Here is a 16,537-nt window from a genome sequence, read left to right on the forward strand (position 1 = left end):
CCGGAGGTTTTCGCGACCCTCACGCAGGTGCCGTCGCCACAGGGCGTGCTCGGCGTCGCGCCGCGGCCCGCGGCCTCGGCGCTGCCGTCCGCGGCCGGGTCGGAGACGCTCGCCGTGGTGCTCGACGCGGTTCAAGACCCCGGAAACGTCGGCGCTATCGTCCGCACGGCGGTCGCGTGCCGCGCGACGCTCGTCGTCGTGGCCGGCGCGACCGCCGATCCGTTCGCCCCGAAGGCCCTCCGCGCGTCGGCGGGGGCGGCGTTCCAGGTGCCGGTCGGGTTTGCGGCCGGGGCCGCGGAGGCGGACGGCGCGCTGCGGGCGGCCGGGATGCGCATCGTGGTGGCCGACGCGCACGCGGGGGAGGCCGCGACCGCGGCGACGTGGCGCCGCCCGCTCGCTCTCGTACTCGGCAGCGAAGCGGAAGGGCCGGCCGCGGTCTGGCGCGCGCACGGCGCGCTCGCGGTGCGTGTGCCGGTGCTCGGTCCGGTGGAGTCACTCAACGTCGCCGCGGCGGCGGCGGTGCTCCTCTATCAGGCGGCGGGACTGCTCGCGCCGCGCGCTTGCGGCGGCGGCGGGGGCGGCGGGGACCGTGTGCTATACTAGCGGCGTTCGAATCCACTTCGCGACGGCGGGCCCCGGACGCCGGAACTCGCCGCGCAGTCGTCGTAGTTCGACGGGGGAGGCGCGGTGGAAATCGCGTGGACGCCGGAGTGCTTCTGGCGTCTGTTCGAAGCAACCGGTTCGATCTGGGCGTACCTGGTCTATCGGGACCTGACCGACGGCGAGAGTCGTTGGGTGGTGCCGATCCTGAACTGATCCCACGCGTGCGCTGAGCTCTCGTAGGGGCCGCACTTCCCCTGTGTCCCTTCGGACGGGAAGTGCGTTGTTGTTTCCCGGAGGCGATGGTGGAGAACGTCGCATGGATTGACGAGATCCGCACGCAGGCGGCGCGGGACATCGAAACCGCAAACGGCGACCCCGCGCTCGAGGAGATTCGCGTGCGGTACCTCGGCCGCTCCGGGCGCATCACGCGCGCGTTCCGGGATGTCGCCGCGGCCCCCGCGGAAGACCGCCCAAGGCTCGGCCAGACCCTCAATCAGCTCAAGGACTACGTCGAGCGGGCGTTGGCCCGGCGGCGGGAGGTCCTCGGGCAGGCCGCCCGCGCGACGCTCGCCGCCGCCGAGCGCATCGACGTCACGCTTCCGGGCCGGCCGCTGGCGCGCGGGCGGGCCCACGTGCTCGCCCGGGCCGCGCGGGAGATCACGGAGATCTTCCGCGGCATGGGCTTCGACGTCGAGGACGGTCCGGACGTGGAGTCCGATCGCGACAACTTCGAGCGCCTCAACATACCGCCGTACCATCCGGCGCGCGACGCGCAGGATTCGTTCTACATTGACGGCACCTGGTTGCTGCGTACGCACACGACCGTCGTCGACGTCCACGTGATGGACGCGCGCCGGCCGCCGATGCGCGCCGTGAGCGCCGGCCGCTGCTACCGGCGCGACCCGGTCGACGCGAGCCACTCGCCGATGTTCCAGCAGATCGACGGGTTCATGGTCGACGAGGGCGTCCGCCTCTCCGACCTCAAGGGCGTGCTGTACGAGTTCGCGCGGGGCTACTTCGGCCCCGGTACGCGCGTACGCTTCGTGCCGTCGTACTTTCCGTTCACCGAGCCGAGCGCGGAGATGGACATTGGCTGCGTGATCTGCGGCGGCCGGGGCTGCGCGGTCTGCAAGCGGTCCGGCTGGCTCGAGATCCTCGGCTGCGGGATGTTTCATCCGCGCGTGCTCGAGATGGCGCGCATCGACCCGGAGCGATACACGGCCTTCGCCTTCGGGATCGGCATCGAACGCTGCGCGATGCTCAAGCACCGCATCGACGACATCCGGCTGCTCTACGAAGACGACGTGCGGTTCTTGCGACAAGTGTAGGGAGGGGAGATGCGGGTTCCCCGCGAGTGGCTCGAAGCCTACGTCGACCTCGGCGATGTTTCCACCGAGACGCTCGTGGAGCGTCTCGCGACCGTCGGCCTGCCCGTCGACGCCGTGGAGCCGCACGGCGACGACGTCGTGCTGGACGTGGAGGTCACGTCCAACCGGCCCGACTGCCTGTCGATCATCGGCATCGCGCGCGAGGCAGCGCTGCTCTTCGGCCGCGCGCTGCGGTTGCCCGACGGCCTCGAGGGCCGCGGCGGCGCGCGCGCGGTCCGTGGCGCGCGGTCCGCGCCTGCGCCGTCAAAGGGGCGGCGGGCGGGCCGGGCGGAGACCGCCGGCGCGGTGGGCGCCCGGATCTCCGTTACCGTGGAGGACCCCGAAGGGTGCCCGCGGTTCACCGCGACCGTCCTCGACGGCGTGCGCGTCGGTCCGTCGCCGGCGTGGATGCAGCGGCGGCTCGAGGCCGCCGGCGTGCGGGCGATCAACGACGTCGTCGACGTGACCAACTACGTCATGCTCGAGATGGGCCAGCCGATGCACGCCTTCGATCTCGCGCGCGTCGCGGGCCGGCGTCTGATCGTCCGCCGCGCGCGACCGGGGGAGGCGCTTGTCACGCTCGACGGCGTCACGCGCGCCGCCGACAAGCAGTCGCTCGTGGTGGCCGATGCCGTGCACGCGGTGTCGCTCGCCGGAATTATCGGCGGACAGGACACCGAAATCGGGTCCGAGACGCGGACGGTCCTGCTGGAGGCCGCGTACTGGTCCCCGCCGGGCATTGGGCGCACGAGCCGCCGGCTTGGCGTGCGCACGGAGGCTTCGAGCCGCTTCGAGCGCGGCGCGGACCCGGAGGGCCCGATCCTCGCACAGCGGCGGGCCGGGCTTTTGCTGGCGGAGGTGGCCGGCGCCCGCGTCGTGCCGGGCATCGTGGACGTCTATCCGCGCCCGCTGCCGCACCGGGTGATTCGGCTGCGGCCGCGGCGGTCCGCCGCGGTGCTCGGAATCGACGTGCCGCGCGCGGAGATCGTGCGCATCTTGCGCGCGCTCGGCTGCGACGTACGGCCGGGCGCCGCCTCGCTCACCGTCCGTCCGCCCACCAACCGCCCCGATCTGACCCGCGAGGAAGACTTGATCGAAGAGGCGATCCGGGTATACGGCTACGACCGCGTGCCGTTGACGCTGCCGCGGGGCGTGACTACCCCCGGCCGCGTGTCCCTCCCGGTCGCGGGCGAGCGCCGCGTGCGGGACGCGCTGCTTCGCGCCGGATTGACTGAGGCGGTGACGCTGACGCTCGTGGCCGCGGAGCCGCCGGCCGCGCCCGCGACCGGCGGGCGGGACGGCGGGGACGAAGTGCGGCTGGCCAACCCGCTGACCGCGGAGCACGCGGCGCTGCGGCGCTCGGTGCTTCCTGGACTGCTGCGCGTGCTGTCGACGAACGCCTCGCGCCGCCAGCAGGACGTGCACGTGTTCGAGCTGGGGCGGGTGTGGCGGGCCGGCGAGCCGGGCGGCCGTCCGGACGAGCGGCGGGCTGTCGGCATCGCGGTGATGGGCCGCTGGCGGTGGGGCTGGAACGTATCCGCCGATACCGCGGTGGCGGATTTCTATCACCTTCGCGCCATCGTCGACGCGCTCTTCCACGATCTCGACCTCGCCGCCGAGACGGCGGTGCTCCCGTCGGCGTCGTACCTGCTGACCGGCGCCGCCTGGTGGCATCCTGGGCGCGTGGCGGCTGTGACGCTGGCCGGTCGCGAAGTCGGGCGGCTCGGAGAACTGCATCCCGATCTCGTCGAGCGCGAGCGGCTGCCGTACCGGCCCTGTGTGGCCGAACTCGATCTCGAGTCGCTGTTGGAGGTGGCGGGCTCGGTCCGGACGTACGCGGGGCTGCCGCGCTACCCGGAGGTGGAACGCGATCTCGCGGTCGTGCTGTCCGAGGCGCTCGCGGCGGCGGAGATCGAGCGCCTGATCCGCGCGACGGCCGGGCCGCTGCTCGAGACCGTCGAGCTCTTCGACGTCTACGCGGGAGCGCCGGTGCCGTCCGGCCACCGCAACTTGGCCTACCGCCTGCGCTTCCGCGCGCCGGACCGGACGTTGACCGCGGGGGAGGCGGAGGAAATCATGGTCAAGATTCGAACAGCCCTTCAAGATCAAGCGGGCGGCCGGCTGCGGACGTGACGCCGGGCTCCTGGGGAGGCGCCAGAGTCGACGGGCCGGCGGGGGACGCCGGAAGGGGGAGGGCCGGATGCCCCGCACGATCGCACTGAACTGGATCGATTGGGTGACGCTCGCGATCGTGCTGGTGTCGATTCTCCGGGGGGCGCGCTTCGGCGCGGTCGCGGGTCTGGTCGATCTCGCCGGTCTCGTGGCCACCTACCTCGCGGCCGCGGCGGTCTACCCGATCGGCGCACAATACCTCCAGCAGGTGCCGGTGCTCACCGTGTCCTGGCAGCGGTTCATCGCGTTCGTCGTGATCTGGCTCGGCCTGTACCTGCCCTTCGGGCTGGTCATCCGCTGGGTCTTCGCGCGCGCCAAATTCCCCGCGTCGGGACTCGTCGGCGGCGTCTTCGGCATCGCGCGCGGCATCGTATTGGCCGCGTCGCTGCTCGTGCTGACGCTCGCCGCGCCGTTCCGCGGCGTCGTCGCCGCCGACGCGCACCGCTCGCAGGTCGCGCCGTATCTCCTGAGCGGCAGCGAACGCGTCCAGGCGGTGCTGCTGCCGGCGCTGCCGGTCCACATACAACGGCTGGGACCGGGTGGCGCCACGTTCTGATCAGTCCCCGCAATCTCGAACTCGCCCGCCTGCTGTCGGAGATCGCCGACTTCCTTGAACTGAAGCAGGAATCGTCCTTTCGGGTCAACGCCTACCGCAAGGGCGCGCGCGCAATCGAGGAGCTCGGCGAAGACGTCGCCGCCGTGGCCGCGCGCGGGGCGCTGCGCAGGATCCCCGGCATCGGGGCGGGGCTCGCGGAGAAGATCGAGGAGTTCGTACGTGCCGGTGCCATCGCCTACCACGAAACGCTCCGCGGCGATCTGCCGGCGGGGCTCCCGGAGCTCATGACGATTCCGGAGGTGGGAGCCAAGACGGCGCTGCTGCTCTACCGCGGGCTCGGGATCGCCGACGTCGACGCGCTCGAACAAGCCTGTCGCGAGGGCCGCGTCCGCTCGGTCCCGCGGCTCGGCGCGCGTTCCGAGGCCAACATTCTCAAGGGCATCGAGCGCCGGCGGCAGCAGGGGACCCGCCGTTCGGCCTACGAGGTGCGGCCGCTCGTGGAGGCCGCGGTCGAGGGGCTTCGCCGGGCGGCCGGCGTCAAGGCCGTCGAGGTGGCGGGCAGCCTGCGGCGCCTCCGGGACACCGTCGCGGACATCGACCTCGTCGTGGCCGCGATCGACGCACCCGGGGCCATGGCGGCGGCCGTCGCGCTGCCGCAGGTGGCTCAGGTCCTGTCCCAAGGTCCCACGCGGGCGAGCGTGCTTCTCGGGCGGATCGAGATTCAGTGTGACGTCCGTGTGATCGAACCGCTTTCGTACGGCGCCGCGCTGCAGTACTTCACGGGCAGCAAGGAGCACAACGTGCGGCTGCGGGAGCTCGCCGTGCGCCGCGGCCTGCGCATCAACGAGTACGGGGTGTACGATGTATCGGCCGCGCCGGAACGCCGTCTCGGCGGTGCGACCGAAGACGAGGTGTACGCGGCGGTCGGCCTGCCGTGGATTCCGCCGGAGATCCGCGAGGATCAGGGCGAGATCGGGGCGGCGCAGCGCGGCGAGCTCCCGCGGCTCGTGACGCTCGAGGAGATCCGCGGCGATCTCCACATGCACACGCAGTGGAGCGACGGGAAGGACACCGCGGAAACGATGTCGCGCGCGGCGGCGGCCCGCGGCTACGCCTACTGCTGCATCACCGACCATTCGCAGTCCCTCAAGTTCGCGCGCGGCGTGACCGTCGAGGATCTGCGCGCGCACGCCGCCGCGGTAGGGGCGCTGTCGGACACGGTGGGCATCCGGGTGCTGATGGGCGCGGAGGTGGATATCCTCGGGGATGGATCGCTCGACTATCCGGACGACGTGCTCGCGGAGCTCGACTTGGTGGTCGGGTCGGTGCACAGCCGGTTCCGGATGCCGCGCGACGAGATGACGAGGCGTGTGATCCGCGCGCTCGAGCACCACCACCTCGACGTGCTCGGGCACCCTACCGGGCGGCTGATCGGCGAGCGCCCGCCGTATGACCTGGATGTCGACGCGATCCTCGAGGCGGCGCGCCGGACGGAGACGGCGGTCGAGATCAACGCCTCGCCCGACCGGCTCGACCTGCCGGACGTGCATGTGCGGCAGGCGCGCGAGCGCGGGGTGCTCGTCGCCATCGATACGGACGCCCATCAGAAGGCGCACCTCGACTTCATGCCGTGCGGCGTGGGGGTCGCGCGGCGCGGCTGGATGGACGCGGCCCACGTCATCAACGCGTGGCCGCTCGAGACGCTGCTCGACTTTCTGGCGCGGTAACCGTGCCGCGAGAGGCCGCGAAGGCGGCCGAGACAGGGCGGGAGGCGCCGCGTCGGCTGCCGCGGGCGTTCTTCGCGCGGCCGACCCGCGCCGTCGCCCGCGACCTGGTCGGCTGCTACTTGGTCCACGAAACCCCACGCGGCCGCCTGTGCGGCCGCGTGGTCGAGGTCGAGGCATACCTCGGCCCGCGTGACCCGGCGAGCCACGCTTATCGACGGACTCCCCGCAGTGAAGTAATGTGGGGCCGGCCCGGCACCGCCTACGTCTATTTCAGCTACGGCAACCACGCGTGCCTGAACGTCGTGACGCGGCCGGAGGGGACCGCGGGCGCGGTGCTGCTGCGGGCGATCGAGCCGGTGGAGGGGATCGAGGAGATGGCGCGCCGCCGGGGCACCCGCGAGCCACGTCTCATCGGCGGCGGCCCGGGCCGACTCACCGAGGCGATGGGCGTGACGCTCGCTCACAACCGCTCGGATCTGGTGGGCGGACCGCTGTACCTCGCGCGCGGCCCGAAACCACGCCGGATCGCCGCGACGCCGCGCATCGGAATTTCAGTCGCGGTCGACTTTCCGTGGCGGTTCGTGGATGCGGAATCGTCGTGCCTGTCGCGGCCCATTGGCAGGAGGGGTGTCCCGGTGCGCCAAAGTGCGCGTTCGAGGGCGCGTCGCGAACGTGCCGGAGGTCGTGCGGGCAGGCCGTGAAAGCCGCCGAGATAGGCGAGTGACCGGACCGGTGGACGAAGGGGGGCGTCCGCAGTGTGATGCCGCGTCTCCCCGCCCGTGGGACGCGCTACGGCCGCGCCACGTGCCCCGGTCGCTGGCGTACCCGGCGCAGCCGGCGTGGTGGATCCTCGGGCGCAACCTCCCGCGCCACGCCGAGCGCGTCGCGATCCGCCTCGTCGATCCCGAAACGGCACGCGACCCGATCGCCCCGCCGCCCCCCGGCGCCGGCGAGCCCGGCGGCGGGAGACGCGCAGCGCGCGCAAAGTTCTGCATACGTCCACAAGCCACGCTCGCCTGAACCGGGCCCCGGAGCTCGAGTACCAGCTCACCGACGCCGGCGCGTCGGTGCTGCTCACCTCTGCGGCACTCTACCCGGTCGCGGTTGACGTCGCGGGGCGCCTTGGGATTTCGCTGTTCGTCGCCCCCACGGCCCGGCGGTAGATCCGGCCCAGGACGAGCTGCCGCGCGGCGCGATGCTCGAGGTGCTGCCGCGGTTTCACGACCAGAACGTGAAGGCCTTTCTCTTGGCCTACGGCCTGCAGTGACGGCGGCCGCGCCCGCCGCCGGCTAGCCCTCGCGCTTCAAGACGCTGCAGAACGCCTCGACGACCCTCGGGTCGAACTGGGCGCCCGCGCAGCGCCGCAGCTCGGCGACCGCGTCGAGCGAGTACACCATCGCGCGGTAGGGGCGGACGGTCGTCATCACGCCGTAGGCGTCCACGACGGCGAGAATCCTCGCCCCCAGCGGAATCCGGTCCCCCCGCAGCGCGTCCGGATATCCTTTGCCGTCCCACTGTTCGTAGCGGTGCCCGAGAATTGCCGCCACGCCCTCCATACCTTTGACCGGCCGGAGGATCTGCTCCGCGAGCGCCGGCACCGAGCGCACGAGTTGGCGTTCCTGGTCCGTCAGCCTGGCCGTCGCCCGCAGAATCGCTTCCGGAACGCCGATCTTGCCGAGGTCATGGAGGAGCGCCGCGCGCCGGATGTCGGTGATCGTCGCGCGGTCGCACCCCAACATGCCGGCCGTCGCCTCGGCCCACGCTTCCAGCCGCTCGCTATAGCCGGCGCGGTGGCCGTCACGGTCGTCGAGCGCCCGCCCGAGAATCTTGACCTGATCGTCGGCCGCGAGCGGGCCGCGGTCGGTGTTCAACAGCTTGGCGGCGCGCTCGACGAGCAGCGGGAACAGGTCCTCGAGGCCGCGGGGCGCTGTGAGGGGGCCGCCCAACTCAACTGCTTGCACCGCCCGGGGCGTCTCCGGCCGGCCATCCGCCGAGGCCGCCTCCACGGCGGAGGAAGGCGCCGTGAGTGCCTCCGCCGCCGGGGCGCGACCGGTTTCGAGCGCTTCCACGAGACGCGCGCTCTCCTGTTCCAACACGCGCTTGGCGTCCGAGATCCGCGCCGGGTCGGCCGGGGCCGTCCTTGCGGCGAGCGGCGGATCGGCCGGTGACTCGAGCGTTGGTGCCGGGCGGGTCCGGCCCTGCGACAGTTCCTGCCGCATCTCGGCCATGAGCCGGGCGCTCTCCTTCTCGAGTTCATTGCGCGCCGCGGCAATCTGAGTCTCGAGGGCGTAGCGGGCGGCCGTGATCCGGGCGTCTTCTGAGGCGAGCTCGTCGCGCGCCTTCGTGAGCTGACTCTGCTCCACGGTAAGTCGCGACCGCTCGTGGCGCAGTTCGCTGTACAGGGCGAGTAGCCAGAATTTCAGAGCCCCGAGTTCCTGACGGGCCTGCACGAGTCGGGCGTGCTGGGCCTCCAGTTCCCGGTGCGCCTCGAACAGCGACGTGCTCTCGGCCAGCAGGATGCGCAGAGCCTCGGCGACTCGCGCGTCGTCCGGCCCGCCGCCCCACTGGCCGCCGTCGCGCCCGGGATGCAGGGCGCACTCGAGCGCCGCGGCGGCCTGCATCGCGAGCGCCGACATGACGTCGATTTCGGCGGCCGACCACGCCCTGGGGGCGTCGAAGCAGCAGACGACCGAACCGACCGCCTTGCCGGCGTGATTGAGCGGCCACGAAGCCAGCGCGCGGTAGCCCCCGCGTTCCGCCGTCTGGCGGACGTCGTGACCCGGCGGCAGATCCTTGACGTCCGGAAAGATAAGGGGGCCCGGTCCCGACAAGCCCCCGTGATCCAGGAATCCGCCGTCCGAGGCCCACAGGCGCGTCGCCTGGCCGTCGGCACCCTGGACGTAGACCGCGCCGCGCTGCCCCCCCGTGAGCGCGAGGGCCGCGACCCCGATCGCTTCGGCCGCGTCTGTCGCCGACGACGAGGGGGTCAAGGTTGCGCTGAGGTTCACGAAACGTTCTATTAAATTGCGGTCCGGAGGCGTGGTGGGAGATGCGTGGCCCTGACGCACCAGCGTGCCGCCCTCGGGAGCGCCGTCGTCCGTCACTGTCCCCCCACCGGTAGCACTTTGTGCCCTATTCGGGGTCGCGTCAGACCAAACGGGCGAACCGGCGCGCTCGACTACGGCCGATTGACGGCCGTCAGAGGCGACACGTATAATGCACGCGGCGATGGAGCTCGCCTGACAACCGCCCGCGTTCCGTCCCACCGACGGGCTGATAGCTCCTACCTCACACGGGGGTGGGAGCTTTTCTGTTGTCCCCCGGGAAGGACGCGTGGATGGAGCACGTGTGGCTGCTGGCGGCACTCTGGATCGGCCTCGCGCTGATCGCCACCTTGTGCGCGGCGTGGCTGCGGGTCTCGGTCGCGCTCACCGAGATCGTCGTCGGCGTGGGCGCCGCCTGGGTCATCTCGTCCCGATGGGGTCCCGCGGCGATGGGCGCGGGCGAGGGGTGGATCGCGTTTCTCGCGAGCGCCGGTGCCGTGATACTGACGTTTCTCGCCGGCGCCGAGCTCGATCCCGTGGCGTTCCGGAAGACCTGGAAGGCAACGTCGGTGCTCGGCCTGATCGGGTTCCTCGCACCGTTCCTCGGGGCGGCGTGGGTGGCGCGGACGGTTCTGGGTTGGGATCCGCGCGCGGCGTGGCTCGCCGGGGTGGCGCTGTCGACGACGTCGGTTGCGGTCGTCTACGCGGTGCTGCTGGAGCTCGGCCTCAACAAGACCCCGTTCGGCAAAGTCATCCTCGCGGCGTGCTTCATCAACGACCTCGGCACGGTGATCGCGCTCGGCCTGCTGTTCGCGCCGTTCGGCTGGAAGACCGGAGTGTTCTCGCTCGGCACGCTCGCGGCGCTGTTCGCACTGCTGTGGACGACCGAGCATCTCTTCCGCCAACACGGCGGGCGGACGTCGGAGTTCGAAACCAAGTTCCTGTTGTTCGCGCTGTTCGGGCTGGGCTGGCTCGCCGCTTGGTCGGGCTCCGAAGCCGTGCTGCCCGCCTACTTGATCGGCATGGTGCTGGCGGGTACCGTCGGCCGCGACCACGAGCTGATCCGGCGGCTGCGCACGCTGACGCTCGGGCTGCTCACGCCGTTTTACTTCCTCCGCGCGGGGTCGTTCGTGCAGGTACCTGTGATCGTAGGCGGCCTCGGCACCTTCGCCGCGCTTTTTTTCGCGAAGGCCGTGAGCAAATTCGTGGGGATCTATCCGGTGACGATGGCCTCTCGGTACCCGAGACACGACGCGATGTACACCACGCTGCTCATGTCCACCGGCCTGACCTTCGGCACGATCTCGTCGCTGTACGGGCTGTCGCACCGAATTATCACGCAGTCGCAGTATTCGTTCCTCGTCGCCACCGTGATCGCGAGCGCCGTCGTCCCGACCTGGATCGCGAACCGGTTTTTCTTACCGCGCCACCACCTTCGCCCGGTCGATGGGTCGGAAGGCGACGTGGCGATGGAGGCCGTCCCGGCGACGGACTGAACTCGCGGCGGGCGGTGACGGTCCCGCCGTCGTCGAACCAGAGGCCCTCGTGGGCGCCGGGTCGGGTCAGGGCACCTCCGTTCGGGAAGTTGCCGCGCTCTTTCTCAAGCTCGGCTGGATCGCCTTCGGCGGTCCGGCCGCGCACATCGCGCTCATGCGGCAGGAGGTCGTGGTCCGGCGGAACTGGATGACCGAGCAGCAGTTTCTCGATCTGCTCGGCGCGAGCAACCTCATTCCCGGCCCGACGTCCACCGAACTCGCCATCTACCTCGGCTACCGGCGCGCGGGGGCGCTCGGGCTCGTCCTGGCCGGCGTGCTGTTCATCCTGCCCGCGATGCTCCTCGTGCTCGCGTTCGCCTGGGCCTACGTGCGCTACGGCTCGCTGCCGCAGGCCGCCGGGCTCCTCTACGGCATCAAACCCGTCATCATCGCCGTGATCGTGCAGGCGATCTACGGTCTGATGCGTACGGCGCTGAAGACTTGGCGGCTCGGCGCCGCCGCCGTGGCGTCGATCGTGCTCTACTTCGTCGGGCTCAATCCGCTGGTGCCGCTGTTCGGGCTGGCGTTGCTTGTGATGGTCGTAGACAACGGGCCGCGCCCGGCAGCGGGGCGGGTCATGCTCGCGGTGTCCCCGGCGCCGCTCGATCCGGGGGCGGTGGCCCCGGCCGCGGCCGGGACGTTCAGCCTCGCCACGCTCTTTCTGACCTTCCTCAAGATCGGCGCGACGCTCTACGGCAGCGGGTACGTGTTGCTCGCCTTCCTGCGCGACGATTTTGTCCACCGGTTGCGCTGGCTCACCGACCGCCAACTTCTCGATGCGATTGCGGTCGGCCAGTTCACGCCCGGTCCCGTCTTCACGACCGCCACGTTTGTCGGGTATCTGACCGGCCGGTGGACGGGCGCCCTCACGGCCACGGCCGGTATCTTCCTGCCGTCGTTCGTCTTTGTCGCAGCGGTCTACCCGCTCGTGCCGCGGCTGCGCGCCTCGCCGTGGACCGCCGCCTTCCTCGACGGGGCGAACGCCGCCGCGCTCGGACTCATGGCGGCCGTCGCGTGGCAGCTGGGGTTGACCAGCATCGTCGATCCGCTCACGGCCGCGCTCGCCGTCGCGGCCGCGGTCGTGCTGATCCGCACCCGTGTCAACTCCGCCTGGCTCGTGCTCGGCGGGGCCGCGGCCGGACTGCTCGCCAAGCTCATCGCGCGGTGACCCGCGCGCGCGGACCCGCCTCGCGCCGCAAAGCGGGAGCCGGTCTGCGGTATGATGGGGACGTGCCGGACATGCGTATCCTGCTGGTGTTCGTCGACGGCCTCGGCCTCGGCGACGACGATCCGTCGTCCAACCCGGTTGTCCGGGCCGCGACGCCCGTTCTGCGCGGACTCGCGGGGGGACCGCTCGCCCGTCCTGCGCCGCGGCATACCGCGACGGCGGTCCTCGTGCCGCTCGACGCGTGCCTCGGGGTGCCGGGCCTGCCGCAGAGCGCCACCGGACAGACGGCGCTGCTGACCGGCCGCAATGCCCCGGCGCACATCGGGCGGCATCTGACCGCGTACCCGACGCCGTCCCTCGCGGCGCTGCTGGCCGCGCACGGATTGATGGGGGAGTTGCGGCGGCAGGGCGCGGAGGTTGCCCTCGCCAACGCGTACACGCCCGCGTACTTCGAGGCGGTGGCCGCGCGGCGGCTGCGCTACGGGGCGATCACGCTCCATGCGCTGCAGGCCGGCGTGCGCCTGCGGACCGTCGACGATCTCGCCGCCGGACAGGCGGTCTACCAGGATCTTACGAACACGCGGGCCCGCGACCTCGGCGCGGACGTTCCGGAGATCACGCCGGAAGCCGCCGGCCGCAACCTGGCCGGGATCGTCCGCGGGCATGCGTTTACGATCTTCGAGTTCTTCCAGACCGATCTGGCCGGCCACGGCAGGATCGACGGCGCGGTGGAGATCATCGAGCGCCTAGACCGCTTCCTGGACGGGGTGCTGGCCCGCGTCGACCTCTCGACGACGCTCGTCGTTCTCACGAGTGACCACGGCAACGTTGAAGATGCGCGCACGCGCGCCCACACCACCAACCCGGTGCCGGCGCTTCTCGTCGGGGCGGGGCGGGAGGCCTTCGCGGCCCGGCTGCGTGCGATCACGGACGTCGCCCCGGCTTGCCTCGCGCGGTTGGCCGGCGCGCGACGGGGCGCGGTCGCGCCCGAAACCGGCCCGCTCGCCGCGCCGTGACCCCGCGGGCGCTCCGGGTCCTGGGATTTCCGGCGGTGCTCGATCGGTTGGCGGCGCTCTGTGTTTCGCCGATCGGCCGCGAGCACGCCCTCGCCCTCGAGCCGTCGCTCTGGCTCGACGAGGCGGCGCGAAGGCAGCAGCTGACCTCGGAGGCGCGCCGGCTCGCCGATGCGGCCGGGGGGCTTCCGGTGCGCGGCATGCGCGACGTACGGCCGGCGGTCCACCGCGCCTCGATCGGCGGCGCGCTCGCCGCGACGGAACTGCTCGAAATCCGCGACACCCTCGCCGTCGGGCGGGGGCTCAAGGGATTCTTGACCGCCCAGGCCGCGGAGGCGCCCGGTCTTGCCGGCGAGGCGGACGGGATCACGGTCTTCGCCGACCTCGAGACCGAGATCGGCGCCGCGATCGCCGAGGATGCGACGATCACCGACGGCGCGAGCGCCGAGCTCGCGAAGATCCGGCGCGAACGCCGGACGGCCGAGGCGCGCCTGCGCGAGCATCTCGATCAGGTGATGCGGACGCCCGCGGTGCAGCGAATGCTGCGGGAGCCGCTCGTGACGATTCGCGGCGACCGCTTTGTCGTGCCGGTGCGGAGTGAGTTTCGCGACCAGTTCCCCGGCGTGCTGCACGACCAGTCGGCGAGCGGTGTGACGGTGTTCATGGAGCCGCTTGCGGTCGTGCCGTTCGGCAACCGCCTCCGGGAACTCGCCGCGGCGGAAGAGATCGAGATCGCGCGGATCCTCGCCGCGCTCAGCGGCGCGGTCGGCGCGGCCGCCGAGCCGATCGGGGAGACCCTCGAGGCGCTCGGCGGGCTCGACCTTGTCGCGGCGGCCGCGGAGCTCAGCCGGCACATGGACGCCGCCCCGCCCCGGCTCAACGCCGCGGGCCGCGTGGATCTGCGCGTGGCCCGGCACCCGCTGCTCGCCGGTCCGGTGGTGCCGATCGACGTGCGGCTCGGGCGCGACTTCCGCACGCTCGTCGTCACCGGCCCGAACACCGGCGGCAAAACCGTCACGCTCCGTACGCTCGGCCTGCTGACGCTGATGGCGCAGGCGGGCCTGCACGTCCCGGCGGCGGCGGAGAGCGAGGTCGCGGTGTTCGCGGGCGTGTTCGCCGACATCGGCGACGAGCAGAGCATCGAGCAGAACCTGTCCACGTTCTCGTCGCACCTCACCGCGATCGTCGAGATCCTGGGAGCGCTGGACGCACTGCCGCCCGAGCCGGGAACGGCGCTTGTGCTGCTCGACGAGGTCGGCGCCGGCACCGATCCGGTCGAGGGGACGGCGCTCGCGCGCGCGCTCATCGAGACGCTGCACGCGCGGGGCACCTGCACCGCGGTGACCACGCACTACAGCGAACTGAAGGCGCTCGCCTTCACGCACCCCGGTATCGAAAACGCATCGGTGGAGTTCGACGAGGAGACGCTGCGCCCGACGTACCGCCTGCTGATCGGGACGCCGGGGCGGAGCAACGCGCTCGCGATCGCGTCCAGGCTCGGGCTCGATCGTGGGATCGTCGAGCGCGCGCGAGGCTACCTCTCGCAGGAGCAGGAAGATCTCAGCCGCGTGATTCAAGGCGTCGAGGACGAGCGGCAGGCACTCGCCGCGGAGCGCGACGCGGCCGGCCGCGAGCGGTTGGAGCTCGCGCGGCAGCGCGCGGCCATTGACGAGGAGCGGCGCCGCGCGGTCGAGGACCGGCGCCGGGCCCTCGCGCGCACCCGCGACGAGCTGGAGGCGCTTTTGAAATCGGGCCGGCGCGATCTCGAGGCGCTCACGGCGGCGCTGCGGACGGAGCGGTCGCCCGGGGCGGCGGCCCGGCTGCGCGCGCACCTGCGCGCGCTCGGCCGGGCCGCGGACGCGTACACTGCGGAAACCGCGCCCGCCCCGTCCGGGGCGCCCGCGGGCGCGGTGCGTCCCGGCGACCGGGTCCTCGTCGCCTCGCTCGGGCGGCCGGGTATCGTGCGGGCGGAGGCAGACGCGCGAGGCGACGTCGAAGTCCAGGTCGGCACGATGAAGATGCGCGTGCCGCTCGACGACCTGCGGCGCGACGAGCGGGACGCCGGCGCGCGCGAGGAACGGGTTGCGGCCGAGGCGCGCGCGGACGCCCTCGCGGCGGACGCGGGGTTGTCCGCGGCGGCCGTGCCCGCCAGCATTCACCTCCGCGGCATGACGGTCGACGACGCGATCCTCGCGCTGGACAAATATCTCGACGAGGCCGAGATCGCGGGGTTGCCGTTCGTGACCGTCATTCACGGCAAGGGCACCGGCACGCTGCGCCGCGCGCTGCACGAGTTTCTGACGCACCACCCCCACGTGGCGTCATACCGGCTCGGCGGCGAGGGCGAGGGAGGGAGCGGGGCGACGATCGTGAGGCTCGGCGGCCGGTGACGGCGACCACCGCACACGCCCACGGGCACGGCCACGGCACGCTCGGGCCGGGCCGTCCGGGCGCCGCGTTGTCCGGCGCGCTCGCCGTGATCTTCGCGCTCATGGTGATCGAAGCCGTCGGCGGATGGTGGACCGGCAGCCTCGCGCTCCTCGCGGACGCGGGTCATCTGCTCGTCGACGTCGGCAGCCTCGGGATGGGACTGCTCGCGGCGTGGATCGCCAGCCGCCCCGCGACGGCGGAAATGTCCTACGGGTACCGCCGCGCCGAGATCCTCGCCGCGGCGACGAACGGCGTCGCGCTGTGGGCGATCGCGCTCGCAATCGGCTACGAGGCCGTCGCGCGCCTGCGTGCGCCGCATCCGATCGCGGCGTCGGGCATGCTCGGGGTCGCGGCGCTCGGGCTCGGGGGCAACCTCGCGGCGAGCGCGCTGCTGGTCCGCGGCCACGGCGAAAACCTCAACCTCCGGGCGGCGCTGGCGCACGTGCTGGCGGACGCCGCGGCCGCGAGCGGCACGATCGCGGCGGGGCTCGTGATCCTCGTCACCGGATGGACGCCGGCGGACGCGATCGTCGGCCTCGGCGTCGCCGTCCTGCTCGTCGCCGGTGCGTGGCCGCTGCTGCGAGAAGCGGTGCGCGTCCTCATGGAAGGCACCCCGCCCGGCATCGCGCTCCTCGAGGTCCACCGGGCGATCGCCGCGGCGCCCGGGGTCTGCGGCGTTCACGACCTGCACATCTGGTCGCTCACGAGCGGCGTCGGAGCCGTGAGCGCCCACGTCCTCGTCGACGAGGGCGCGGACACGCAGGAGGTCCTCACGCGGCTCGGCACGTTGCTGCGAGACCGGTTCGGACTCTCGCACGTGACCCTGCAGGTCGAGACCTCGGAGTTTCTGGAACCATGGCATCCGCGGTGCGCGCCGGGCGCCGATCCGCACGGCGCCGGCTGAGCGATGCTATAATCCCGC

General features: G+C 72.3%; 14 protein-coding genes and 1 riboswitch. Of the genes, 13 read left to right on the plus strand and 1 reads right to left on the minus strand.

The features are described from left to right. The 8 genes from VFL28_01090 to VFL28_01125 all read left to right on the plus strand — a co-directional run. On the plus strand, positions 1-603 hold a 603-nt coding region (locus tag VFL28_01090), incomplete at its 5' end, for an RNA methyltransferase (GenBank protein ID HET7263234.1). Between the two features lie 84 nt (positions 604-687). Next, complete coding sequence (locus VFL28_01095) at positions 688-816, plus strand: hypothetical protein (protein ID HET7263235.1); 129 nt, start codon at positions 688-690, stop codon at positions 814-816. Positions 817-902: 86 nt separating this feature from the next. Further along, positions 903-1,931 (plus strand): phenylalanine--tRNA ligase subunit alpha, encoded by a 1,029-nt coding sequence (pheS, locus tag VFL28_01100; GenBank protein HET7263236.1) that lies wholly within the window; start codon positions 903-905, stop codon positions 1,929-1,931. Positions 1,932-1,940: 9 nt separating this feature from the next. Then, positions 1,941-4,103, plus strand: coding sequence for a phenylalanine--tRNA ligase subunit beta (gene pheT, locus VFL28_01105; GenBank protein ID HET7263237.1), 2,163 nt, complete (start codon positions 1,941-1,943; stop codon positions 4,101-4,103). Between the two features lie 67 nt (positions 4,104-4,170). Further along, positions 4,171-4,698 carry a CvpA family protein gene (locus VFL28_01110; GenBank protein HET7263238.1) on the plus strand — a complete coding sequence of 176 codons (528 nt, stop codon included), beginning with the start codon at positions 4,171-4,173 and terminating at the stop codon, positions 4,696-4,698. After that, positions 4,698-6,425 (plus strand): DNA polymerase/3'-5' exonuclease PolX, encoded by a 1,728-nt coding sequence (gene polX / locus VFL28_01115; protein ID HET7263239.1) that lies wholly within the window; start codon positions 4,698-4,700, stop codon positions 6,423-6,425. Before VFL28_01110 ends, polX begins: the two co-directional genes overlap by 1 nt. A gap of 2 nt (positions 6,426-6,427) precedes the next feature. Further along, a complete protein-coding gene (locus tag VFL28_01120; protein HET7263240.1) occupies positions 6,428-7,126 on the plus strand; it encodes a DNA-3-methyladenine glycosylase in 699 nt (232 codons plus the stop codon). 103 nt (positions 7,127-7,229) lie between these two features. Further along, positions 7,230-7,445 carry a hypothetical protein gene (locus VFL28_01125; GenBank protein ID HET7263241.1) on the plus strand — a complete coding sequence of 72 codons (216 nt, stop codon included), beginning with the start codon at positions 7,230-7,232 and terminating at the stop codon, positions 7,443-7,445. A 269-nt stretch (positions 7,446-7,714) separates the two neighbouring features. Here the strand turns inward: VFL28_01125 and VFL28_01130 are convergent, their stop codons facing one another. After that, entirely contained in the window at positions 7,715-9,529 is a 1,815-nt protein-coding gene (locus tag VFL28_01130) for an HD domain-containing phosphohydrolase (GenBank protein ID HET7263242.1), read from the minus strand. Positions 9,530-9,640: 111 nt separating this feature from the next. Next, a riboswitch (Fluoride riboswitch) is annotated at positions 9,641-9,718 on the plus strand. Between the two features lie 44 nt (positions 9,719-9,762). Between VFL28_01130 and VFL28_01135 the strand changes: the two genes are divergently transcribed. The 5 genes from VFL28_01135 (at position 9,763) to VFL28_01155 (ending at position 16,519) form a co-directional block, all read left to right on the plus strand. After that, positions 9,763-10,965: a cation:proton antiporter gene (locus VFL28_01135; protein ID HET7263243.1), complete on the plus strand. Its 1,203-nt coding sequence runs from the start codon at positions 9,763-9,765 to the stop codon at positions 10,963-10,965. A 49-nt stretch (positions 10,966-11,014) separates the two neighbouring features. After that, positions 11,015-12,172: a chromate efflux transporter gene (gene chrA, locus VFL28_01140; protein HET7263244.1), complete on the plus strand. Its 1,158-nt coding sequence runs from the start codon at positions 11,015-11,017 to the stop codon at positions 12,170-12,172. 71 nt (positions 12,173-12,243) lie between these two features. Then, positions 12,244-13,188 (plus strand): metalloenzyme, encoded by a 945-nt coding sequence (locus tag VFL28_01145; GenBank protein ID HET7263245.1) that lies wholly within the window; start codon positions 12,244-12,246, stop codon positions 13,186-13,188. Further along, a complete protein-coding gene (locus VFL28_01150; protein HET7263246.1) occupies positions 13,185-15,575 on the plus strand; it encodes an endonuclease MutS2 in 2,391 nt (796 codons plus the stop codon). Before VFL28_01145 ends, VFL28_01150 begins: the two co-directional genes overlap by 4 nt. Further along, on the plus strand, positions 15,572-16,519 hold the full coding sequence (locus tag VFL28_01155; GenBank protein HET7263247.1) for a cation diffusion facilitator family transporter: 948 nt from the start codon (positions 15,572-15,574) through the stop codon (positions 16,517-16,519). The genes VFL28_01150 and VFL28_01155 overlap by 4 nt, the downstream gene beginning before the upstream one ends. Positions 16,520-16,537 lie beyond the last annotated feature (18 nt).

The organism is bacterium, assembly GCA_035691305.1.
In the GTDB taxonomy this organism is placed as follows: Bacteria; Sysuimicrobiota; Sysuimicrobiia; order Sysuimicrobiales; family Segetimicrobiaceae; genus DASSJF01.